Genomic DNA, 20,967 nt, shown 5'->3' with positions numbered 1-20,967 from the left:
GCCGTCACAAGACCTTGACGGCGACGGCGCGCTCGGTCGGCTCCTTCGCGATCGCCAGCGGATTGGCGAGCGGCAGGCCGAAATCCGGCGCCGAGATTTCAAAGACATCGCCTTCCTCCGGCTTGACGCCGTCGGCGAAGGACAGCGTCGCCGTGCCGAACATATGCACGTGCAGATCGCCCGGCTGGCGGAACAGGCCGTACTTGAAATGGTGATGTTCGAGATTGGCGATTGAGTGGGACATGTTCGCCTCGCCCGACAGGAAAGGCTTTTCCCAGACCACGTTGCCGCCCCGCAGGATGCGCGAGGTGCCGCGAATATCCTCGGGCAGATCGCCGACCAGCAGTTCCGGCCCGAAAGAGGCAGGGCGAAGCTTGGAGTGCGCGAGGAACAGATAGTTGATCCGCTCGGTCACGTGGTCGGAGAACTCGTTGGCGAGCGAGAAGCCGACGCGGCATGGCGTGCCGTCGGGCGCGATCAAATAGAAGGCGGCGATCTCCGGCTCCTCGCCACCGTCGAGCGCAAAGGCCGGCGAAACGAGCGGATCGCCCGGCGCGACCGCCGTTGCGCCCGTACCCTTGTAGAACCACTCCGGCTGCACGCCGACGCTTCCGGCCGCCGGCCTTCCGCCATCGAGACCCATGCGGAACATCTTCATACTGTCGGACAGCCCTTCGGCGGGCGCATGCATTGCGTCGCGCGCCGAGGCCGAGCCGGTATGCGTCAGGCCGGTACCGGTCAGATACATGCGCGACGGATCGGGATGGCGCAGCGGCAGATCGAGCGCGCCCATTGCCGCCAGCCCGGCGAGGTCCAGCGTCTCGCCGCCTTGCGGAACAAGGCTTGCGAGCGGACACCCCTGGGCAATCGCCTCATTCGCGAGGTCGAAAATGGTGGCGCCGGGAACGAGCCTTGCCGTGGCCGTCGCGGCGCCGCGCACCGCAACGCCACCGCCCCTGATCTGACTGAGAAGCATTGCCTAGCCCTGCTTGTTCTTGTTGTAGACGTCGAAGATGACGGCGAGCAGCAGCACCAGCCCCTTGATGACCTGCTGGTAGTCGATGCCGATTCCCATGATCGACATGCCGTTGTTCATGATGCCCATGATGAGCGCGCCGACCACCACGCCGACCACCTTGCCGGAGCCGCCGGACATCGATGCGCCGCCGATGAACACCGCCGCAATCACGTCGAGTTCGAAGCCAACGCCTGCCTTCGGTGTCGCCGAATTGAGACGGGCGGTGACGATCATACCGGCGAGCGACGCAAGGACGCCCATGTTGACGAAGGTGAGGAAGACGAGCCGTTCGGTCTTGATGCCCGAAAGCCGCGCCGCCTTCTCATTGCCGCCCACGGCATAGATGCGCCGGCCGGTGGTCGTCTGGTTGGTGAAGAAGCTGTAGGCCGCGATCAGCACCGACATGACGATCAGCACATTGGGCAAGCCCCGAAAGCTAGCAAGCTTCCAGCCGACAAAGAGCAGCGCCACGGCAATCAGGCAGTTGCGCAGCCAGAACATGGCGGATGAGCCGACCTCCATGCCGAAGGCGATGTCCTGGTTGCGGCTCTTCAGGCTGCGCCAGACAAGGCCTGCGATGGCGAGCACGACGATGACAAGCGCCGTGACGTTCGGACGATCGACGCCAAAAATGTCTGGGATGAAGCCGGTCGAGAGCGACTGGAAAGCGCGCGGAAAGGGGCCGATGTTCTGGCCGGCCAGCAGCCATAGCGTCAGGCCGCGGAAAACCAGCATGCCGGCGAGCGTGACGATGAAGGAAGGAATGCGCCAGAAGGCGATCCAGTAGCCCTGCGCGGCGCCGATCAGCGCACCGACCACCAACACCGTCGGGATCACGGCATAGACCGGCCAGCCGGCATAGACCGTGAGCGTTCCCGCCACAGCGCCGGTGAAGGCGGCGACCGAGCCGACCGACAGGTCGATATGCCCGGCCACGATCACCAGCAGCATGCCGAGCGCCATGATGATGACGTAGGAATTCTGCAGGAACAGGTTGGTGATGTTCTGCGCCGACAGGAAGTCCACGTCCTGCACGGCGCGCACCACCACGAGGAAGAAGAAGACGATGGCGAGCAGCGCCAGCATCATCCCGTTTTCGCGGAGGTTGCCCCCAAGCTGCACCCGCAGGGTATTGATGGCGCTTGTCACGCTGCGTGCTCCCTGTTCACATTACCGTCCCTGATGATGAGGCCCATGATGCGCTCCTGGCTCGCCTCCTCCCTCGAAAGCTCGCCGATGATGCGGCCCTCATTCATGACGTAGATGCGGTCGCACATGCCGAGCAGTTCCGGCATCTCCGACGAGATCATCACGATGCCGCGCCCCTGCGCCGCCAGTTCGTTCATGATCGCGTAAATTTCGTATTTCGCGCCGACGTCGATGCCGCGCGTCGGCTCATCGAGGATCAGCACCTGCGGGTCGGTGAAGAGCCATTTCGACAGCACCACCTTCTGCTGGTTGCCGCCCGAAAGGTTCACGACGCGCTGGTGCACGCCTGGCGTGCGGATGTTCAGCGCCCGGCGATATTCCTCGGCGACCTTGTTCTCCCGGCCCTTGCCGAGGACCCAGCCGCTGGCCACGCCTGCAAGATTGGCAAGCGAAATGTTGCTGGTGATCGGCTCATCGAGGATCAGGCCGAGGACCTTGCGGTCTTCGGTGACATAGGCAAGGCCGGCTTCGATGGCGCGGCTGACGCTGGAAAGGTCGGCCGGTTTGCCGTCGATGGTCGCCTCGCCCGACAGGTAGCGGCCGTAGCTGCGGCCGAAGAGGCTCATGGCGAGTTCCGTGCGCCCTGAGCCCATCAGCCCGGCGATGCCGACGATCTCGCCGCGGCGGACGGAAAAACCCGCGTCTCGGATCATCTGGCGAGGCTGATCGGCGTGACCGACATTCCAGCCCCTCACCTCCATCAGCACCTTGCCGATCTGGGGTGTCCGTTCGGGATAGCGATGCGCCATGTCGCGGCCGACCATGTCGCGGATGATGCGTTCTTCGCTCACATCCTCGCGCGCCAGCGTCGAGACGGTCGAGCCGTCGCGAAGAACGGTGACACGGTCGGCGATGCGGCGGATCTCGTTGAGCTTGTGCGAAATGATGATGGCGGTGACGCCATGGGCCTTCAGTTCGAGCAGAAGATCGAGAAGCTTCTGGCTGTCATTCTCCTGCAGAGCGGCCGTCGGCTCGTCGAGGATTAGCAGCTTTACGTCCTTGGCGAGCGCCTTGGCGATCTCCACGAGCTGCTGCTTGCCCACACCGAGCTTTTCGACAGGTGTCGTCGGCGCTTCACTGAGACCGACCTTTCTCAACAGCGCCTCGGTGCGCTGGAAGGCGAGCGGCCAGTTGATCACGCCGCGCGTCGCCACCTCGTTGCCGAGGAAAATGTTCTCGGCGATGGAGAGCAGCGGCACCAGCGCCAGTTCCTGATGGATGATGATGATGCCTTCGGCCTCGCTGTCGCGAATGCCCCGGAAGGCCATGGTGCGGCCGTCATAGGCGATCTCGCCCTCGTAGGAGCCGTGCGGATAGACGCCGGACAGCACCTTCATCAGCGTCGACTTGCCGGCGCCGTTCTCACCACAGATCGCGTGGATTTCGCCTTTTTCGACCCGAAGGTCGACGCGGTTCAACGCCCGCACGCCCGGGAAGGACTTGCCGATCCCCCGCATTTCAAGAAGCGCAGTCATGCCGTTCCTCCGTCGGAGCGAGGGGGCGCCGAAGCCCCCTCGCCCCGCCGAGACCTTACTTCAGCTGGTCGGCCTTGTAGTAGCCCGAGCCGACGAGCACTTCCTCGTAGTTGGAAGCATCGACCGAAACCGGCTCCAGCAGATAGGACGGAACGACCATCTTGCCGTTGTCATAGGTCTTGGTGTCGTTGATTTCCGGCTGCGTGCCCTGAAGCACTGCATCGACCATCTTGACGGTTACGCCGGCAAGAGAGCGCGTGTCCTTGAAGATCGTCGAATACTGCTCGCCGGCAACGATCGACTTGACCGACGGAACTTCGGCGTCCTGGCCGGTGACGATCGGCATCTTCAGGTCGCCCGAACCGTAGCCAACACCCTTGACCGAGGACAGGATGCCGATCGACAGGCCGTCATAGGGCGAAAGCGCGCCGTGCAGCTGCTTCTCCGAGTAGTTGGCCGACAGGATGTTGTCCATGCGGGCCTGCGCCACCGCGCCGTCCCAGCGCAGCGTGCCGACCTTGTCCATGCCCATCTGGCCCGACGGAATGGCGATCTCGCCGGAATCGATCATTGGCTGCAGAACCGACATCGCGCCGTTGTAGAAGAAGAAGGCGTTGTTGTCGTCCGGCGAGCCGCCGAAGAGCTCGACGTTCCACGGTTTCACGTCCGGGAAGCGTTCCTTCAGGCCCTTGACCAGCGAGGAGGCCTGCTGAACGCCGACCTTGAAGTTGTCGAAAGTGGCGTAGTAGCTGACGGCGTCGCTTTCGCGGATCAGGCGGTCATATGCGATCACCTTGATGCCCGCAGCGGCGGCATTGTCCAGCGCGTTGCTCAGGGTGGTGCCGTCGATCGAAGCGATCACCAGCACCTTCACGCCCTTGGTGATCATGTTCTCGATCTGGGAGAGCTGGTTGGGGATGTCGTCCTCGGCATACTGCAGATCGGTGTCGTAACCGGCAGCCTGCAGCTGCTTGACCATGTTGTTGCCGTCGTCGATCCAGCGCGCAGACGACTTGGTCGGCATGGCGATGCCCACCAGACCCTTGCTGTCGGCCCAAGCCTGAGCTGCGAGCAGGCACGCGCCGAGCGCGGCGGTCGCCGCGAGAAATCTCAATTTCATAGTGTCCCTCCCTGGTGGACGGGGTTCCTCCAACCCCGAAATCTATTCCGCAAAACGGATAGCCAGAGATAGGACCTATCGACATAACGAGCAAATCGAATTATTTCCGAAATCCATACCAAAACTGGTATATCAAAGAATGCTCACTTCCCTCCCGTCCTTGCCCTTCCTGAAGCTCGCCCATTTGAAGCTCGTGGCGGCGATCGCCCAGCACGGCCAGATGCAGGCCGCCGCCCAGGCGCTGGCGCTCACCCAGCCTGCCGCTTCGCGCAGCCTGGCCGAGATCGAACGGCTCGTCGGAGCGCCGCTGTTCGAGCGCCATCCGCGCGGCATGACACCGACTTCGCTCGGCGAAATCCTCGTCCGCCGCGCCCATACGGTGCTGACGGAGATGCAGAATCTTGGGCGTGAAATGCAGGAGGAGCGCGAGGGGCGCAGCGGTCTCGTCCAGGCCGGCGCGGTTACCGGCCCGGCCGTCGGCTTTCTCGTGCCCGCCATCCGGCGGCTGAAGGCAGTCACGCCGCATGTCGAGCTGCGCGTCGATGTCGGCCCATCGGTCCAGCTCATGCGCGGCCTGGATGAAGGCGACTATGATTTCATCATCGGCCGCCTGCTGCCGGATTCTGACGTGAATGCCTTCGATATCGTTCCCGGCGAGATCGAGACCGTGCGCTGCGTGGTCCGCAGCAGCCATCCGCTTGCCACACGGCGCGATGTGTCGCTCGCCGCCCTCGCCGAATATCCATGGATCATCCAGGAGCGCGGCATGCCGATCCGGCAGGCCGTGGAGGCCGCCTTCATCCACGCCGGCCTGCCAGTGCCTGCCGACGTGGTTGCTACATCATCGCTCGTCCTGATGATGGCGCTGCTGGTTGAATCCGACATGATTGCGCCCATGTCGCTCGAGGTGGCGCGGCTGATGGAAGGAACCGGCACGGGTTCGCTTGCCGTCGTCGACCTCGCCGTTCCGATCGAGGTTTCCCCCTATCACATCATCACCCGCCGCGGCCGCCGCCTCTCCCCGGCCGCCAGCCGCCTGCACGCGCTGGTGCTGGACGAAGCTGAACGGCTGCGGGGTTCGGTCTGAGAAAGGCGGGCGGGGGCCGATGGAAACTGGAGTGTAGGTCCACTCAACTACGGCCGAGCGTATAAAACTCGTCGTTCGGGCGCATGCTGGTCACGTTGGCAAGCCGGTTGGACATGCCGAAGAAGGCGGCGATGGCTGAAATGTCCCAGATGTCGTCTTCGGAGAAGCCGTGCGCCTTCAGCGTTTCCATGTCGTCGTCGCCGACCTCATAGGCACGCGCCGACACCTTCATCGCGAAATCGAGCATGGCTTTCTGGCGCGGCGTGATGTCGGCCTTGCGGTAGTTGATGGCCACCTGATCGGCGATCAGCGGGTCCTTGGCGCGGATGCGCAGGATGGCGCCATGGGCGACCACGCAATACTGGCACTGATTGGCGTTGCTGGTGGCAACCACGATCATCTCGCGCTCGGCCTTGGTCAGATTGCCGGGCTTGTCCATCAAAGCATCGTGATAGGCGAAGAAGGCCCGGAACTCGTCGGGCCGATGCGCCAGCACGAGAAAAACATTCGGAATGAAGCCCGATTTTTCCTGAACAGCCAGGATTCGCTCGGCGATATCAGCAGGTAGGTCCTCGATCCGCGGAACGGGGAACCGGCTGATAGGATGGGAAGTCATCGCATTTTCTCCTTGGATGTTCAGTCAGTGGACGCGCCCTGGCCAGGCGCCCGATCCGCGCCCCCGTTGCAATCGGGGGCGTTTTGCGGGACTATTCAAACACTCAGATGTACGTGGGCTCCATAGCGGGGGCAGTTCATCCGGCCTGAGATTGCACGCGATAGGTTCATCGATTGCAAGGGGACAGGCATGTGGATCGCACTTACTGATTTTGACGGCAAGCAAATCTACCTCAACACCACCCATCTCGTTTCCATCAAGGAGCACGGGCGCGGTGCCATCATCACCCACGTCGTTGGGCAGACCGTGGTCAGCGAAAGCCCCGAAACCATTCGCAAGGTTTTGGGCCTGACACAGACCACGACATTGGCATCGGCGCTGCATCGCCTCGGGATCGAAGGTCGGGCCTGAAACATTGCCGCCTGCGCCGAAGCGATTTTGGCGCAGGCGGATACCATCGGCGCTCATGTTCGGCTCATGTCGTGGCGCATCCCCCAAGCATGTCGAAGGGGTCCCAAGGACACCCTTCGACTGCCCTTGATATCACGCTGTTTCCGCGCGCAGCCAGGCAAGCAGGCCCGCCTGATCGCCATCGTCGACGGCTTTCGCCACGCGACGCCCGACCGAAGCGCCAAACTTGTAACCATGGCCCGAACAAGCCGACACGATCAGGCATTTGCCGATTTCCTGCGCGAAAAAGCGCTCATCGGCGGTGAAGGTGTAGGCGCAGGTCACCACTTCCTTGATCGCATATTCGGTCGCCCGCGCGATCGGCGGCGCAAAGAGGTTGCGGATCGCCTCGCCCTCGCCTTTGACCGGTTGGCGGTTCCAGTCGGCATCGCTGGTCTTGACCTTGTGCAGGCCCGAACCGAACTTGAGGCCCGCACCGCCCGAAGGCGGGATGATGTAGCCATCGGTCTTGCCACCGACATCGAGCACCACCGGCGCATTGTTCCAGGCTGCCTGCAGTTCCGCCGGCGGCTCGAGATAGACGACCGCGGTCCGATAGGTGGTGAGGTCGAAGCCCAGCTCGGGGAAGAGTTTCAGCACCCACGCGCCGGCCGTCACCACGATTTTGTCGCCGCGCAACGTCTCGCCGCCCGCCAGCTTCAGCGTGCCACCCTCGGCATCGATCTCGGTAACCTTGCTGTTTTCATAAACACTGGCGCCGTTGGCGCGCAGCCAGTCGGCAAGGCCGGCCGCGATCTTCCGGCAATGCAGCACCCCGCCCTCCGGCGAGAAGAAGGCATATCTGAAGGTGCCGGCCTCAAGGAACGGCCACCGCTTAACGGCTTCCTCCGACTCGACCACTTCGAAGGGAAAGCTCCCGGCTTCAAGTCCTTCGCGCATCTGCTCGGCCTCGTCGCCGGCCTCGCGCGAAACGCAGATGAAGCCGCGCGGGTCGTAATGCGTCGCGCCCAGGTCTCCCCACATCTCGTCCCACGCGTCATAGGCCTGGGTGATCAGCCGTCCATAGCCCGCGGCCGCGCCGTAGGCACGCCGGATGATGCGGTGATGGTCGCCCGACGCCGCCAGCGGGTTGGGGATGGGCCCTTGCTCGACGATCGTCACCTGGTGTCCAGCCTTGGTCAGGGCCCAGGCAGTCGAAAGCCCGGCGATGCCGGCGCCGACAACGATCACATTCATGCGGGAACCCCCTCCTCCGGGGCTAGGTCATGACCTGACGCTGGATCAAATCAAAGATGTTGGCGCGACAGGATAGGCTCTGGAACTTGCTTGGCAAGCCGGGCTAAAGAGGCGCTCATGACAAATATCGACGCCCCGCTTTCGTACCTGAAGTACAACTTTGCCACGCGCCGCCTGCGGCTCGATCCGCATGAGCCGCGCTTCGTGCAGAACCCCTATGAAGCCTATGCCTGGCTGCACGCCAATGCGCGCAGCTTCTTCTGGGAGGATTTTGGCTTCTGGTGCCTGGCCGGCTACGAGGACGTCAACCGCCTGCTGCGCGACCGCCGTTTCGGGCGCGAAAAGCCCGAGGGCGCTGCCGACGACCAGGGCTATACCGGCGATCGCTCGCACCTGACGGCCTTCGACGCCATCGAGGCCAACTCGATGCTGGAGCTGGAGCCGCCGGTGCATACGCGGTTGCGCACGCTGGTCAACCGCGCCTTCGTCTCGCGCCAGGTCGAGCGCCTACGGCCGCGCGTCGAGGCGCTTGCCAATGAACTGGTCGACGGCTTCGAGGCCGACGGCCAGGTCGACCTGCTGCCGGCCTTCGCCGCACCGCTTCCCATCACCATCATCGCCGAAATGCTGGGCGTGCCGGTGGAAATGGGACCGCAGCTCTTGAGCTGGTCGCACGACATGGTGGCCATGTATATGCACGGCCGCACGCGCGAGACCGAGGACCGTGCCAATGCCTCGTCCAAGGCTTTTTCCGACTTCCTGCGCGCCTATGTGGTCGAACGGCGCAAGCAACCCGGTGACGATCTGCTCAGCTTGCTGATCTCGGCGCAGGAAGACGGCCAGAAGCTCAGCGAAGACGAGCTGGTTTCCTCGGCCATCCTGCTGCTCAACGCCGGCCATGAGGCCACCGTGCACCAGACCGGCAATGCCGTGCGCACCATTCTGCAGCAGGGCGGCGATCCGCGCCGGTTCTTCACCACGCCGGAAGCGACCGCCGCGACGGTGGAGGAATGCCTGCGCTACGACGCGCCGCTGCACATGTTCACGCGTTATGCCTATGGCGAGATCGAGGCTGCCGAAGACCTCACGCTGAAGCATGGCGAGCAGATCGGCCTGCTGCTGGGCTGCGCCAACCGCGACCACCAGGCCTACAATGCGCCGCATGAGTTCCAGCCTGGTCGCAACGACCAGAAGAACGTGTCCTTCGGCGCCGGCATCCACTTCTGCATCGGCGCACCGCTGGCACGGCTAGAGATGCAGACCTCGCTGAAAGTGCTGTTCGACAGGCTGCCGCAGATCGCGCTGGCCGAAGAACCGCTCTTCCGCGACACCTATCACTTCCACGGACTGGAAAGGCTGAACGTCAAGTTCTGACGCTCCGCCACACCTAGCGCCAATCGTCCGTGGACTCTCTCCTAAGCGGCGCCGCCAAGGCGGCGTCCGCCAATACGGACAGGCAATTCACATGACCAACTATTTTGAGAGCCCCTTTCGGGGAGAGCTGCTTTCAGAGCAGGTGACGAACCCGAATATCATCGTCGGCCGCTACAGTTACTATTCCGGCTATTATCACGGCCATTCCTTCGATGACTGCGCCCGGTACCTGATGCCGGATCGCGACGACGTCGACAAACTGATCATCGGCAGCTTCTGCTCTATCGGCACCGGCGCCACCTTCATGATGGCCGGCAACCAGGGCCATCGTAACGACTGGATCTCGACCTTCCCGTTCTTCTTCATGTCGGAGGAACCGGCATTCGCCGGCGCGATCAATGCCTACCAGCCGGCGGGCGACACGGTCGTCGGCAACGATGTCTGGATCGGCGCAGAGGCGATGATCATGCCGGGCGTCCGCATCGGGCACGGCGCGATGATCGGCAGCCGCGCCCTGGTGACCAAGGATGTCGAGCCCTACACCGTCGTGGGCGGCAACCCGGCCAAGCCGATCCGCAAACGGTTCTCCGACGAGCAGATTGCCATGCTTTTGGAAATGGCGTGGTGGGACTGGCCGATCGAGCAGATCAAAGAGGCAATGCCCTTGCTCTGCAGCGGTGATATCAAAGCCCTAAACATGCGCTGGAAGGATCAGCAACGGTAGTTGCGGCAGAGGCCTACGGGCAGCGTTCTCGGCGCATCGACCACGTCGCAAGAAATTCCGGAAAACTAGAGAGCATACGCGATGATCAAGCCCCCCGAAGCCACGAAGCACTGGTCGAAGGTGGAGTATCTGCATGAAACCGTCAGAAACCCAAACATCCACGTTCGCGGCACGCACAGCTACTACAGCAATGCCTGGTCGGGCTCATTCGAGGAAAGCGTGGTCCGCTATCTTTACGGCGATGACTACAGCCTGAAGGCGTGGGAACCCGCCTGGCCGATCGATCAGCTCCACATAGGCGACTACGTCTGCATCGGGGCGGAGGCTGTGATCCTGCTAGGTGGTAACCACACTCACCGCACCGACTGGTTCAGCCTGTACCCCTTCCCAGAATTCATAGTCGATGCCTATGCTGGAAAGGGCGACACGGTCATTGGCGACGGCGCCTGGATCGGCATGCGAGCGATGATCCTGCCCGGCGTCACCGTTGGCGAGGGCGCGATCATTGCGTCAGGCGCCATCGTGACAAAAGATGTAGCGCCCTACTCGGTCGTTGCAGGAAATCCGGCGGTGCCCGTAAAACTCCGGTTCACGGCCGCGACGGTCGACAAACTGCTTGCGCTCAAGGTCTACGATTGGTCGCCCGCCAAATTCGACGCGCTGAAGCCACTGCTTTGCGCGAACGACATAGAGGCGCTGGAGCTTGCGTCCACCCGGTATGACGAGGTGAGCATTTGATCGGTCAAAGCCGGATCACATAGTCCTTGCGCGTGGTCTCGATCACTTCCCAGCTTCCCTTGAAGCCGGGGCGGATGACAAAACGGTCGCCGGCCTTCACCGTGCGGGCCTCGCCGCCATCCTCTGTGATGACCGAGACGCCCGCGAGGATGTGGCAGAACTCCCACTCGTCATATTCGATGCGCCACTTGCCGGGCGTCGATTCCCAGACGCCGGCATAGAGGCCGCCTTCGGCCTCCTCAAAGTTCCAGGTGCGGAACTGCGGGTTGCCTGAGATGAGGCGCCCTTCGGCGGGCGCGCCCTCTTCCGGTTCGATGCTGGCAATGTCGAAGCCCAGGAACTTTTCGGTCACGCTTTCCCCCATTTCAGGCAATGTTTGCGCCCGGCCGGCAAGGCCGGGCGCAAATGTTCGTTAGGCCTTGGCCAGAGCCTGCTCCAGATCGGCGATGATGTCGGCTACATCCTCGATGCCCACCGACAGGCGCACCACGTCCGGGCCGGCGCCTGCTGCAACCTTCTGCTCGTCCGAGAGCTGGCGGTGTGTGGTCGAGGCCGGATGGATGACCAGCGACTTGGTGTCGCCGATATTGGCGAGGTGCGAGAACAGCTCCAGCGCCTCGACCAGCTTGACGCCCGCCTCGTAGCCGCCCTTGAGGCCGAAGGTGAACACCGCACCGGCGCCGCGCGGCGAGTATCTCTGCTGCAGTGCGTGGTTCTTGTCGCCCGGCAGACCCGGATAGGACACCCAGGCGACCTTGTCGTTCTTGGACAGCCACTCGGCCACCTTCAGCGCGTTGTCGCAGTGGCGCTGCATGCGCAGCGGCAGGGTTTCCAGGCCAGTCTGGATCAGGAAGGCGTTGAACGGCGAGATCGCCGGCCCGAAGTCGCGCAGGCCGAGCACCCGGGTGGCGATGGCGAAGGCGAAGTTGCCAAAGGTCTCGTGCAGGACCACGCCGCCATATTCCGGGCGCGGCTCGGACAGCATCGGGTAGTTGCCCGACTTCGACCAGTCGAAGGTGCCGCCGTCGACGATGACGCCGCCCATGGAATTTCCATGGCCGCCGATGAACTTGGTCAGCGAGTGGACGACGATGTCCGCACCGTGCTCGATCGGGCGAACCAGATAGGGGCTGGCCATGGTGTTGTCGACGATCAGCGGCAGGCCGTGCTTGCGGGCGATATTGCCGATCGCCTCGATGTCTACGAACACGCCGCCGGGGTTGGCAAGGCTCTCGATGAAGATGGCGCGGGTCTTGTCGTCGATCTGGCTTTCGAAGGACGAAACGTCATCGATGTCGGCCCAACGCACTTCCCAGCCGAAATTCTTGAAGGCATGGCCGAACTGGTTGATCGAGCCACCATAGAGTTTTCTGGCGGCAACGAAATTCTCGCCCGGGCGCATGATGGTGTGGAAGACGAGAAGCTGCGCTGCGTGACCCGAAGCCGTCGCCACCGCCGCCGTGCCGCCTTCCAGAGCCGCCACGCGCTCCTCCAGCACCGCCTGGGTCGGGTTCATGATGCGCGTGTAGATATTGCCGAACGCCTTGAGACCGAACAGCGAGGCAGCGTGGTCGACGTCGTCGAACACATAGGCCGTCGTCTGGTAGATCGGCGTGGCACGCGCGCCGGTCGTCGGGTCCGGCTTTGCGCCGGCATGGACGGCGAGCGTGTTGAAACCGGGGGTGCGTTGGGACATTGTTTTCTCTCCGAGAGGCCCTGCGTGAAAATTCTTGCTATTCTTGGCGGAGCCGTGACCGGAATGCAAAGAACAAAATGCTTCCATCGCCCCCGCCGTTAGGCGATCCAACGCTTATATGTGGCAGCCAGGGAAATAGAATTACTGCCGACGGACGCCCAAGCTCTGGAATCCGGACCGCATAACCGGCTTCTTGGACGATAGGACCCCCGAATTGACGCCGTTCCAGCCGATTTCGCCGGCCAGCCGGGCATATTCGATCTTCGGGCAGCGGTTCATGACAACCTTGATGCCGGCCGCTCCCGCACGCGCAGCGGCCTCGTCATGATGAACGGTCAGCTGCATCCAGATGACCTTGGGCAAAGGCTCAAGCCCCAGCACCTCGTCGACGATTGCCGGCACCGCCTCGGAGGCGCGAAAAATGTCGACCATGTCGATCGGCACCGGAACCTCCGAAAGCCTGGCATAGGTCATCTGGCCAAGGATTTCCTTGCCCGCCTGCCCCGGATTGACCGGGATGACGGTGTACCCTTTCGCCAGCAGGTATTTCATCACGAAGTAGCTCGGCCGCACCTCGTTGGCCGAGGCGCCGACGACGGCAATGGTCTTCACCGAGTTCAGAATGTCGGCGATGTAGGAATTTTCGTAGGCGTCGTGGTTCATTCTGGAAGCGCAATCCTGCCTTCCGCATCGAGCGGAAAATCCGGGTTGTGGGCTACTTCCCAAAGATTACCCTCGGTATCGGCGAAATAGCCTTGCAGACCTCCCCAGAAGGCGTGCTGCGCCGGCTTTACAACGCGCCCGCCTGCCTTCCCGGCCATGTCGATAATTGCGCCAACCTCCAACTCCGTGCGCGTGTTGTAGGCAAGTGCAACGGTCGGCGCACAGTCGCCGGACTTGTACGGTGGCCGATTGTCGTTGCCCACATCGGCAGCCAACTCGTTCCTCGGCCACAAGGCCAGGATCATCCCGCCCATCTGGAAGAAGGCGACGCCTTCGGTGATCTTCTCGTTTCGCTTGAGCCCCATAGCTTCATAGAATCGCACGGCGCGGTCGAGATCCTCGACGCCCAGCGTCACGATCGATATCCGTGGCTCCACGCTTCTACTCCCCCTTCCACTCCGGCTTGCGCTTTTCGATGAAGGCGCCGATGCCCTCCTCGGCGTCGCGTGCCAGCATGTTTTCGACCATCACCCGCGCGGCGTATTCATAGGCTTCCGCAAGGCCCATCTCGGCCTGCGCATAAAAGGCTTCCTTTCCGATCTTAAGCGTCAAAGGCGATTTGGAAGCAATGGTTTGCGCATATTTACTCACGATTTGAGTCAGGTATTCAGGCGGCACGACGCGATTGACCAATCCGAATTCCCTGGCCGTCGTGGCGTCGATGGTCTCGCCGGTGAGCAGCATTTCCATTGCCTGCTTGCGCGAGACATTGCGCGACAGCGCCACCATCGGCGTGGAGCAGAACAGGCCGATATTGACGCCCGGCGTGCAGAAGGTCGCCTCGTTCGAAGCGATGGCAAGGTCGCAGCTCGCAACAAGCTGGCAGCCGGCGGCCGTGGCAAGGCCGTCGACCTCGGCGATGACGGGCTTGGGATGACGCACAATGGTCTGCATGAGCTGCGAGCAGGCGGCCATAGTCTGCTCGAAAAACGCCCTGCCCCTGTCGGCATCGGCCCGATGTGCCGTCATTTCCTTCAAGTCGTGGCCGGCGCAGAACACCTTGCCGCTGGCCCCCAATATGATCACGCGGACGGCCGTGTCGTCGCGCGCGCGGTCGAATTCAGCCTGAAGCGCGGCCATCACAGCCAATGACAAGGCATTTGCTGGCGGGTTCGCAAGCGCAAGGCGCAGAACACCGTCCTTGAAGACGGACACGACGGGGCCCTCGGGCACGGGCTTGATGGCAAGGACTTCAGCCAACGGTTCTTCTCCGAAACTGCTTCATCTCGACCAAAGAATTACCACGGCTCGGGTTGAAGAACAGGGGGCAAGCGGGTTTTATGGCGCCGCCGGTGCGCAAGTTTTCGTGCGCCAACCAGCCGGCACGTTTTCGAACGGATCTACAAGAGATGCCCACCCAGACCAAGCTCACCCCTCAGATGACCGCCGCCGAGGTCAACGAGTTGCTGAAGTCGGCCTATCCGCAACTCAATGCCGAATATGCCTCCTATGAGGCGATCGAGGTGTTTCCGGGCGGCTGCACGGTGCGGCTGAACGCCGACGAGCGGCACCTGCGCCCAGGCGGTACGGTCTCGGGCCCATCACTGTTCACGCTGGCCGACGTTGGCGGCTATGTCTGCGTGCTCACCCACGCCGGCGCGGACGCGCTGTCGGTCACCACCAACCTCAACATCAACTTCATGCGCAAGGCGGAAGCCGGCCCGATTCTCGGCCATTGCCGCATCCTGAAGATGGGCAAAAGCCTGATGGTGTTCGATATCGACATCGTGGCCGGACCGGACCAGCACACCGTGGCGCACGCGACTGGAACCTATTCGATTCCACCCAAACGGCATCATCCGCATGAGGTAAAATAATACCGCACTATTAAGCTTCTGTTTTCGTGTCGTTTTCCGGGATGTGCGCCAGTTCCCTACACTTGACGCAAGATAACACTCCGCCTATAAGCCCAACCTGACCAGCGGCCCTTTTCGGCCGCGGTTTTGTATTTGGTGGTTGGCCCCGGCCCTCCTTCCAAACCAAGCAACAAGAAACGCCTTCTCCGGAAGGTCCCGAAACGAAAGTTAGATCCATGAAAACCTTTTCGCAGAAGCCTGCGGACGTGGTGAAGAAGTGGGTGCTGATCGACGCCGAAGGTCTCGTCGTCGGCCGTCTCGCATCCATCGTCGCCAACCGCCTGCGCGGCAAGCACAAGCCCACCTTCACGCCCCACGTCGACGATGGCGACAACGTCATCATCATCAACGCGGAGAAGGTCGTGCTGACCGGCAAGAAGTACACCGACAAGATGTACTACTGGCACACCGGCCACCCCGGCGGCATCAAGGAGCGCACCGCTCGCCAGCTGATCGAAGGCCGTTTCCCGGAGCGTCTGCTTGAGAAGGCCGTGGAACGCATGATTCCGCGTGGCCCGCTCGGCCGTCGCCAGATGAAGAACCTGCGCGTTTACGCCGGTTCTGAACACCCGCATGTCGCCCAGCAGCCCGAAGTCCTCGACATCGGCGCTCTGAATGCCAAGAACAAGAAGGCTTCGTAATCATGGCTGAGCTCAACTCGCTCGCAGATCTCGGCACCGTCGCCGCCGCACAGCCGGCTGCTCCGGTCCACGTCCAGAAGCTGGACAAGCAGGGCCGCGCCTATGCCACCGGCAAGCGCAAGGACGCCATCGCCCGCGTCTGGGTCAAGCCCGGCACCGGCAAGATCATCGTCAACGACAAGGAATTCGGCGCCTACTTCGCCCGTCCAGTTCTGCAGATGATCCTGAAGCAGCCGATCGTCGCGACCAACCGCGAAGGTCAGTTCGACATCGTCGCCACGGTTGTCGGCGGCGGCCTCTCCGGCCAGGCCGGCGCGGTCCGTCACGGCATCTCCAAGGCGCTGACCTACTACGAGCCGGGCCTGCGCGGCGTGCTCAAGAAGGGCGGCTTCCTGACCCGCGACAGCCGTACCGTCGAGCGTAAGAAGTACGGTAAGGCCAAGGCCCGTCGTTCGTTCCAGTTCTCGAAGCGCTAAGCTTCCCGGAACCGTTTCGGCGCTGTTTACAGCAGCCGACAGAAAAGGCCGCCTCCGGGCGGCCTTTTTTCATGGCCGTGACGCATGGCCGGCTTTCACAGCAGTGAAGCATCGTTGGCATATCGAGATAAGGACCGAAGGGAATCCACTTTCCGTTCGGGGATGCTATAGAGGCCGAATCGTATTTGAGCCGGGGCACGCAATTCCAGCATGCTTCATCTCCCCGCCACCAGATTGTTTTAGGAAATCGTGATGCCTGCCAAATCCATCGACCACGCTTTCACGGCCAACAAGAACACCGGTCGTTCGGGTGATCCTACCTACGCCGGTGCGCTGTCCTTCATGCGCCGGCGCTATACCAAGAACGTCAAGGGAGCCGACGTGGTCGTCTGGGGCATTCCGTTCGATGCCGCCGTCACCAACCGTCCGGGCGCGCGCTTCGGCCCGCAGGCCATCCGCCGCGCCTCGGCGATCTTCGACTGCGATCCGCAATATCCGTTCAATCTCGACCTGTTCGACAATCTCGGCGTGGTCGATTACGGCGACTGCCTGCTCGACAGCGGCAACCACCAGAAGACGCCCGCCACCATCGAGCGCGAGGCCGCCAAGATCCTGAAATCCGGCGCCTTCCTGCTCTCGCTCGGCGGCGACCATTTTGTCACTTGGCCGGTGCTCAAGGCCCATGCCGCCATCCACGGCCCGCTGGCGATGGTGCAGTTCGACGCTCACCAGGACACCTGGGACGATGACGGCAAGCGTATCGACCACGGCTCCTTCGTCGCGCGCGCCGTACGTGAGGGAATCATCGATCCCGATCGCTCGATCCAGATCGGCATCCGCACCCATGCGCCGGCCGACTTCGGTATCAAGATTCTCTACGGCCACGAGGTCGAGGAGATGCGCGCCTCCGACATCGCCTATGCGATCGCCGAGCGCACCGGCGGCAGGAAGACCTATGTGACCTTCGACATCGACTGTCTCGACCCGGCCTACGCGCCCGGCACCGGCACGCCGGTGGCAGGCGGGCCCTCGTCGGCCAAGATCCTGTCGGTGCTGCGCCAGATGACGCAGATCGACATTGTCGGCGCCGATGTCGTAGAGGTTGCGCCGGCCTACGATCACGCCGATATAACTGCAATTGCGGGTGCGACGGTTGCTATGCACTATCTCGGCCTGCTGGCAGAGCGGAAGGTGCGCGAAGGCGCCTGAAGCAGCCGGTAAAAACTTCAGGGCTTGAGTCTGGATTCGGGCGCAAGCCTCTGAGACAAAATGCTTTCTTATGGACGACAGGACATGAAACCGAAAATCTTCATCGACGGCGAACACGGCACGACGGGCCTGCAGATCAGGGCACTGCTCGCGGGTCGCCACGACCTGGAAGTCATTTCGGTGCCTGCCGAACGACGTAAGGAAACCGCCGCGCGCGCCGAGTTTTTGAACAAGGCCGACGTCGCAATCCTCTGCCTGCCGGACGACGCGGCCCGTGAAAGCGTTTCGCTGATCGAAAACGACACCACCCGTGTGATCGACGCCTCGACTGCGCATCGCGTGGCCGAGGGCTGGACCTATGGCTTCCCGGAGATGGACAAGGCGCAGATGGAGGCGATTGCCGTCTCCAAGCGCGTGGCCAATCCCGGCTGCTGGCCGCAGGGGCCCATCGCCTGCCTGCGTCCGCTGGTGACCGCCGGTCTCCTGCCGGCCGATTTCCCCGTCACTATCAACGGCATCTCCGGCTATTCCGGCGGTGGCCGGCAAATGATCGAAGACTACGAAGCGCAGGGCGAGGATTCGCCCGAGTTCCTGCCCTACGGCCTGATGCTCAAGCACAAGCACGTGCCGGAGCTGCGCGCCTATGCCAAGCTCACGCACGACCCGATCATGCAGCCGGCCGTCGGCAATTTCGCGCAGGGCATGATCACGGTCGTGCCGCTGCAGCTCGGCCGCCTGCCGAAAGTGCCGACCGGCGCGGAGCTTCATGCTGCGATTGCCGACCACTATGCCGGCCTGAAGGGCGGCGTGGTCGAGGTTGCGCCGCTGATCGACTTCGAGCGCAGCGCCGATATCCAGCCTGAGATCTACAACGGCACCAACAAGATGAAGCTCTATGTCAGCGCCAACGACGCCCGCGCGCAGGCGCTGTTGATTGCCGTCTACGACAATCTCGGCAAGGGCGCTTCGGGGGCTGCGGTGCAGAACCTCGACCTGATGCTCGGCCTCAATCGATGAATGGTGCGCCGGCCTTCCCTGCCCATTGGGAGGCCGGCGGCCCTGTCCTTTTGACGGAAACGTTTTCGAGCCGCATCTGGAAAGTGCGGCTTGCCGACGGCACGCCCGCCACCATCAAGGACCTGAAACCTCTCGACGACGTCGAGGACGAGTTGCGGGGCGCGCATTACCTTGCATGGCGCAATGGCGAGGGCTCGGTCGGGCTGCTTGGCCTCGAGGGCAATCGCATGCTGCTCGAATATGCCGGCGAACGGCATCTGGTCGACGACCTCAATGCGCTTGGCGACGATACCGCGACCGAAATAGCGGCGGAAATGCTGGAGCGGCTTTTCTCGCCGTCCGAAACCTTTTTCCCACCAGACTTGCAGCCGCTGCGCGACCGCTTCGCCAGCCTGTTCAGGAAGGCTAGCGCTGACAGGGATGGGGGCACGCGAAGCATCTATGTCGAGGCGGCAGAGGTAGCCGAGCGCCTCCTGAGCAATCCGCACGACCTACGCCCGCTGCATGGCGACATTCACCATGAAAACATCATGCACGGGGCGCGTGGCTGGCTGGTGATCGATCCGAAGGGTGTTCTGGGCGACCCGGCCTTCGACGCCGCCAACCTCATCTACAATCCGCTCGACCGCGATGATCTCTGCCTGAACCCGGATCGGATCGCTCACATGGCCGAGGTTTTCGCCAAGACATTGGGGCAAAATCCAACCGCCATCCTCGACCATGCCTTCGCCTATGGCTGCCTTTCGGCAGCCTGGCATGCGGAGGACGGTAACGCGAAGGACGAAAGCCGCACACTCGCCGTGGCGGCCGCCGTGCGCGACGTGCGGCGCAGCTACTAGGCGCTATCCACGCCTGAAATACCCGATCAGCTTCTGACGACGACCTCGGTCGGCAGCGGATAGGCACCCTTGGTGCCCCGCCAATGCGCCGTGGCGAAGATCAGCACCACCATGGCAAAGCCCTGATGCAGCAGCGCCCAGTGCATATCGGCCTGCGTCAGCAAAGTCGCCACGCCGATCGCCGCCTGGGCCAGCACGAGGCCGGCCAGCACCCAGGCGCGGCGGGCATGCGTGGTGCCCGGCAGGGCCCGGCTGGTCGCCAGCGCGTGCCAGATCGCCACCACCAGCACCGTATAGGCGAACATGCGGTGGATGAACTGCACCGTCTTGGGGTTCTCGAACAAATTGCGCCAGGCCGGTTCGATGGCGAAGAGATCGCCCGGGACGACGGCGCCGTCCATCAGCGGCCAGGTGTTATATGTGAGGCCGGCATGCAGGCCCGCCACCAGCGCGCCGAGATAGATCTGAAACAGCACCAATAGCACCATGAGGCCGGCGAAGCGCTGCACTCCGCGGCTCGCCGCGGCTTCCGTATAGGTCGCAAGCCCGCGGGCGATGTAGGTCACAGCCATGATAATGACGCAGGCGAAGGTCAGGTGCACCGCGAGGCGATACTGGCTGACAGAAACGCGCTCGGACAGGCCCGAGGCGACCATCCACCAGCCGACCGCACCCTGCAGCCCACCCAGCACCAGAAGGCCTGCGAGGCGCGGCTTCAGCCCGCGCTCGAGCCGGCCCGACAGCCAGAAGAGAACGAGCGGAACGGCGACAAGGAAGCCGACGCCTCGCGCCAACAGGCGGTGCACCCACTCCCACCAGAAAATGCCCTTGAACTCATCAAGGGTCATGCCCTTGTTGATCTGCTCATATTGCGGGATCTGTTGGTACTTTTCGAACTCTTCCTGCCATTGGGCCTGGTTGAGCGGCGGGATCACACCATGGATCGGCTTCCACTCGGTGATCGACAGGCCCGAGCCGGTCATGCGCGTGGCGCCGCCCACCATGACCAGCGCAAACAGCACCACCAGCACGACATAGAGCCAATAGCGCACAAGCTTGCGGTCGTGCAGCTCTCTGTCACGCATGGCAAGCGGTGCAACAGTGTTCGTCATTGCGGACATGGCAATCGTTCCCGGCCAATTCGAAATCCGCGGGCTTGGTGGACCATCGCGGCCGCGCTTACAAGGCTGTCATGCGCGGCACGCCGTCGCGCCGGAGTTGTGCTTGCGCGCAGCACCAAGAAGTCCTAGGACGGCGGCGAAGGAAAAGCCATGCCCATTCGCCTCAAGAAGCTCATCGGAACGATCCTGCTGATCCTGCTGGTGATCGTCTATTCGCTGGTCGCAACCACCGTGGCTGTCGCGCGCCTGGGTGAATCCGGGCCGCTGGTGCACTTCCTGTTCTTCCTGCTGACCGGCCTTTTGTGGATCCTGCCCGCCATGGGCATCATCAAGTGGCTGATCATCGAGCGCAAGCCGAAGAGCTGAACCTCACCTAGCTGA

At 62.9% G+C, this 20,967-nt stretch carries 24 protein-coding genes; 12 read left to right on the top strand and 12 right to left on the bottom strand.

What is annotated here, in order from left to right; genetic code table 11:
• Positions 1-4: 4 nt before the first annotated feature.
• The 4 genes from araD1 to chvE are packed head-to-tail and all read right to left on the bottom strand — an operon-like array spanning position 5 to position 4,822.
• Positions 5-976: an AraD1 family protein gene (gene araD1, locus C7I85_RS15540; protein ID WP_106724906.1), complete on the bottom strand. Its 972-nt coding sequence runs from the start codon at positions 974-976 to the stop codon at positions 5-7.
• 3 nt (positions 977-979) lie between these two features.
• A complete protein-coding gene (gene mmsB, locus C7I85_RS15535) occupies positions 980-2,107 on the bottom strand; it encodes a multiple monosaccharide ABC transporter permease (RefSeq protein ID WP_106725097.1) in 1,128 nt (375 codons plus the stop codon).
• A 56-nt stretch (positions 2,108-2,163) separates the two neighbouring features.
• Positions 2,164-3,702 carry a multiple monosaccharide ABC transporter ATP-binding protein gene (mmsA, locus tag C7I85_RS15530; protein ID WP_106724905.1) on the bottom strand — a complete coding sequence of 513 codons (1,539 nt, stop codon included), beginning with the start codon at positions 3,700-3,702 and terminating at the stop codon, positions 2,164-2,166.
• A gap of 55 nt (positions 3,703-3,757) precedes the next feature.
• The gene (chvE, locus tag C7I85_RS15525; RefSeq protein WP_106724904.1) at positions 3,758-4,822 is read right to left on the bottom strand and encodes a multiple monosaccharide ABC transporter substrate-binding protein; all 1,065 of its coding nucleotides are present in this window, start codon (positions 4,820-4,822) and stop codon (positions 3,758-3,760) included.
• A 139-nt stretch (positions 4,823-4,961) separates the two neighbouring features.
• Between chvE and C7I85_RS15520 the strand changes: the two genes are divergently transcribed.
• Complete coding sequence (locus C7I85_RS15520; RefSeq protein ID WP_106724903.1) at positions 4,962-5,909, top strand: LysR family transcriptional regulator; 948 nt, start codon at positions 4,962-4,964, stop codon at positions 5,907-5,909.
• A gap of 43 nt (positions 5,910-5,952) precedes the next feature.
• Here the strand turns inward: C7I85_RS15520 and C7I85_RS15515 are convergent, their stop codons facing one another.
• Positions 5,953-6,525 carry a peroxidase-related enzyme gene (locus C7I85_RS15515; protein ID WP_106724902.1) on the bottom strand — a complete coding sequence of 191 codons (573 nt, stop codon included), beginning with the start codon at positions 6,523-6,525 and terminating at the stop codon, positions 5,953-5,955.
• Positions 6,526-6,714: 189 nt separating this feature from the next.
• Between C7I85_RS15515 and C7I85_RS15510 the strand changes: the two genes are divergently transcribed.
• Positions 6,715-6,936, top strand: a complete 222-nt coding sequence (locus C7I85_RS15510) for a hypothetical protein (protein WP_106724901.1) — start codon at positions 6,715-6,717, stop codon at positions 6,934-6,936.
• Positions 6,937-7,068: 132 nt separating this feature from the next.
• Here C7I85_RS15510 and C7I85_RS15505 read toward each other — a convergent pair whose 3' ends face one another.
• Complete coding sequence (locus C7I85_RS15505) at positions 7,069-8,172, bottom strand: NAD(P)/FAD-dependent oxidoreductase (RefSeq protein WP_106724900.1); 1,104 nt, start codon at positions 8,170-8,172, stop codon at positions 7,069-7,071.
• A gap of 117 nt (positions 8,173-8,289) precedes the next feature.
• Here C7I85_RS15505 and C7I85_RS15500 point away from each other — a divergent pair, with 117 nt between their 5' ends.
• The 3 genes from C7I85_RS15500 to C7I85_RS15490 all read left to right on the top strand — a co-directional run bounded on the left by C7I85_RS15500 (position 8,290) and on the right by C7I85_RS15490 (position 11,008).
• A complete protein-coding gene (locus C7I85_RS15500; protein ID WP_106724899.1) occupies positions 8,290-9,546 on the top strand; it encodes a cytochrome P450 in 1,257 nt (418 codons plus the stop codon).
• A gap of 91 nt (positions 9,547-9,637) precedes the next feature.
• Entirely contained in the window at positions 9,638-10,270 is a 633-nt protein-coding gene (gene catB / locus C7I85_RS15495; RefSeq protein WP_106724898.1) for a type B chloramphenicol O-acetyltransferase, read from the top strand.
• 81 nt (positions 10,271-10,351) lie between these two features.
• The gene (locus C7I85_RS15490) at positions 10,352-11,008 is read left to right on the top strand and encodes a CatB-related O-acetyltransferase (protein WP_106724897.1); all 657 of its coding nucleotides are present in this window, start codon (positions 10,352-10,354) and stop codon (positions 11,006-11,008) included.
• A 4-nt stretch (positions 11,009-11,012) separates the two neighbouring features.
• Here the strand turns inward: C7I85_RS15490 and C7I85_RS15485 are convergent, their stop codons facing one another.
• The 5 genes from C7I85_RS15485 to C7I85_RS15465 form a co-directional block, all read right to left on the bottom strand.
• Positions 11,013-11,372 (bottom strand): cupin domain-containing protein, encoded by a 360-nt coding sequence (locus C7I85_RS15485; protein WP_106724896.1) that lies wholly within the window; start codon positions 11,370-11,372, stop codon positions 11,013-11,015.
• 48 nt (positions 11,373-11,420) lie between these two features.
• Positions 11,421-12,704 carry an O-acetylhomoserine aminocarboxypropyltransferase gene (locus C7I85_RS15480; RefSeq protein ID WP_106724895.1) on the bottom strand — a complete coding sequence of 428 codons (1,284 nt, stop codon included), beginning with the start codon at positions 12,702-12,704 and terminating at the stop codon, positions 11,421-11,423.
• Between the two features lie 141 nt (positions 12,705-12,845).
• Positions 12,846-13,367 (bottom strand): CoA-binding protein, encoded by a 522-nt coding sequence (locus C7I85_RS15475; protein ID WP_106724894.1) that lies wholly within the window; start codon positions 13,365-13,367, stop codon positions 12,846-12,848.
• Positions 13,364-13,804 carry a VOC family protein gene (locus C7I85_RS15470; RefSeq protein WP_106724893.1) on the bottom strand — a complete coding sequence of 147 codons (441 nt, stop codon included), beginning with the start codon at positions 13,802-13,804 and terminating at the stop codon, positions 13,364-13,366. The genes C7I85_RS15475 and C7I85_RS15470 overlap by 4 nt, the downstream gene beginning before the upstream one ends.
• Positions 13,805-13,808: 4 nt before the next feature.
• A complete protein-coding gene (locus C7I85_RS15465; RefSeq protein WP_106724892.1) occupies positions 13,809-14,627 on the bottom strand; it encodes an enoyl-CoA hydratase in 819 nt (272 codons plus the stop codon).
• 149 nt (positions 14,628-14,776) lie between these two features.
• Here C7I85_RS15465 and C7I85_RS15460 point away from each other — a divergent pair, with 149 nt between their 5' ends.
• The 6 genes from C7I85_RS15460 to C7I85_RS15435 all read left to right on the top strand — a co-directional run bounded on the left by C7I85_RS15460 (position 14,777) and on the right by C7I85_RS15435 (position 19,465).
• Positions 14,777-15,244, top strand: a complete 468-nt coding sequence (locus C7I85_RS15460; RefSeq protein ID WP_106725096.1) for a PaaI family thioesterase — start codon at positions 14,777-14,779, stop codon at positions 15,242-15,244.
• 215 nt (positions 15,245-15,459) lie between these two features.
• Positions 15,460-15,924, top strand: a complete 465-nt coding sequence (gene rplM / locus C7I85_RS15455; RefSeq protein ID WP_106724891.1) for a 50S ribosomal protein L13 — start codon at positions 15,460-15,462, stop codon at positions 15,922-15,924.
• A gap of 2 nt (positions 15,925-15,926) precedes the next feature.
• Entirely contained in the window at positions 15,927-16,400 is a 474-nt protein-coding gene (rpsI, locus tag C7I85_RS15450) for a 30S ribosomal protein S9 (RefSeq protein ID WP_106724890.1), read from the top strand.
• Positions 16,401-16,652: 252 nt separating this feature from the next.
• Positions 16,653-17,609 (top strand): agmatinase, encoded by a 957-nt coding sequence (speB, locus tag C7I85_RS15445; protein ID WP_106724889.1) that lies wholly within the window; start codon positions 16,653-16,655, stop codon positions 17,607-17,609.
• 84 nt (positions 17,610-17,693) lie between these two features.
• Positions 17,694-18,626 carry an N-acetyl-gamma-glutamyl-phosphate reductase gene (gene argC / locus C7I85_RS15440; RefSeq protein ID WP_106724888.1) on the top strand — a complete coding sequence of 311 codons (933 nt, stop codon included), beginning with the start codon at positions 17,694-17,696 and terminating at the stop codon, positions 18,624-18,626.
• Entirely contained in the window at positions 18,623-19,465 is an 843-nt protein-coding gene (locus C7I85_RS15435) for an aminoglycoside phosphotransferase family protein (RefSeq protein ID WP_106724887.1), read from the top strand. Before argC ends, C7I85_RS15435 begins: the two co-directional genes overlap by 4 nt.
• Positions 19,466-19,491: 26 nt before the next feature.
• Here C7I85_RS15435 and C7I85_RS15430 read toward each other — a convergent pair whose 3' ends face one another.
• A complete protein-coding gene (locus tag C7I85_RS15430) occupies positions 19,492-20,586 on the bottom strand; it encodes a COX15/CtaA family protein (protein ID WP_106724886.1) in 1,095 nt (364 codons plus the stop codon).
• 150 nt (positions 20,587-20,736) lie between these two features.
• Between C7I85_RS15430 and C7I85_RS15425 the strand changes: the two genes are divergently transcribed.
• Entirely contained in the window at positions 20,737-20,952 is a 216-nt protein-coding gene (locus C7I85_RS15425) for a DUF2842 domain-containing protein (protein WP_106724885.1), read from the top strand.
• Positions 20,953-20,967: the final 15 nt, after the last annotated feature.

The organism is Pseudaminobacter soli (ex Li et al. 2025), from assembly GCF_003012705.1.
In the GTDB taxonomy this organism is placed as follows: domain Bacteria; phylum Pseudomonadota; class Alphaproteobacteria; order Rhizobiales; family Rhizobiaceae; genus Pseudaminobacter; species Pseudaminobacter soli.
The sequence above is the reverse complement of the archived record's forward strand: the minus strand, read 5'-3'. Positions and strand labels throughout refer to the sequence as shown.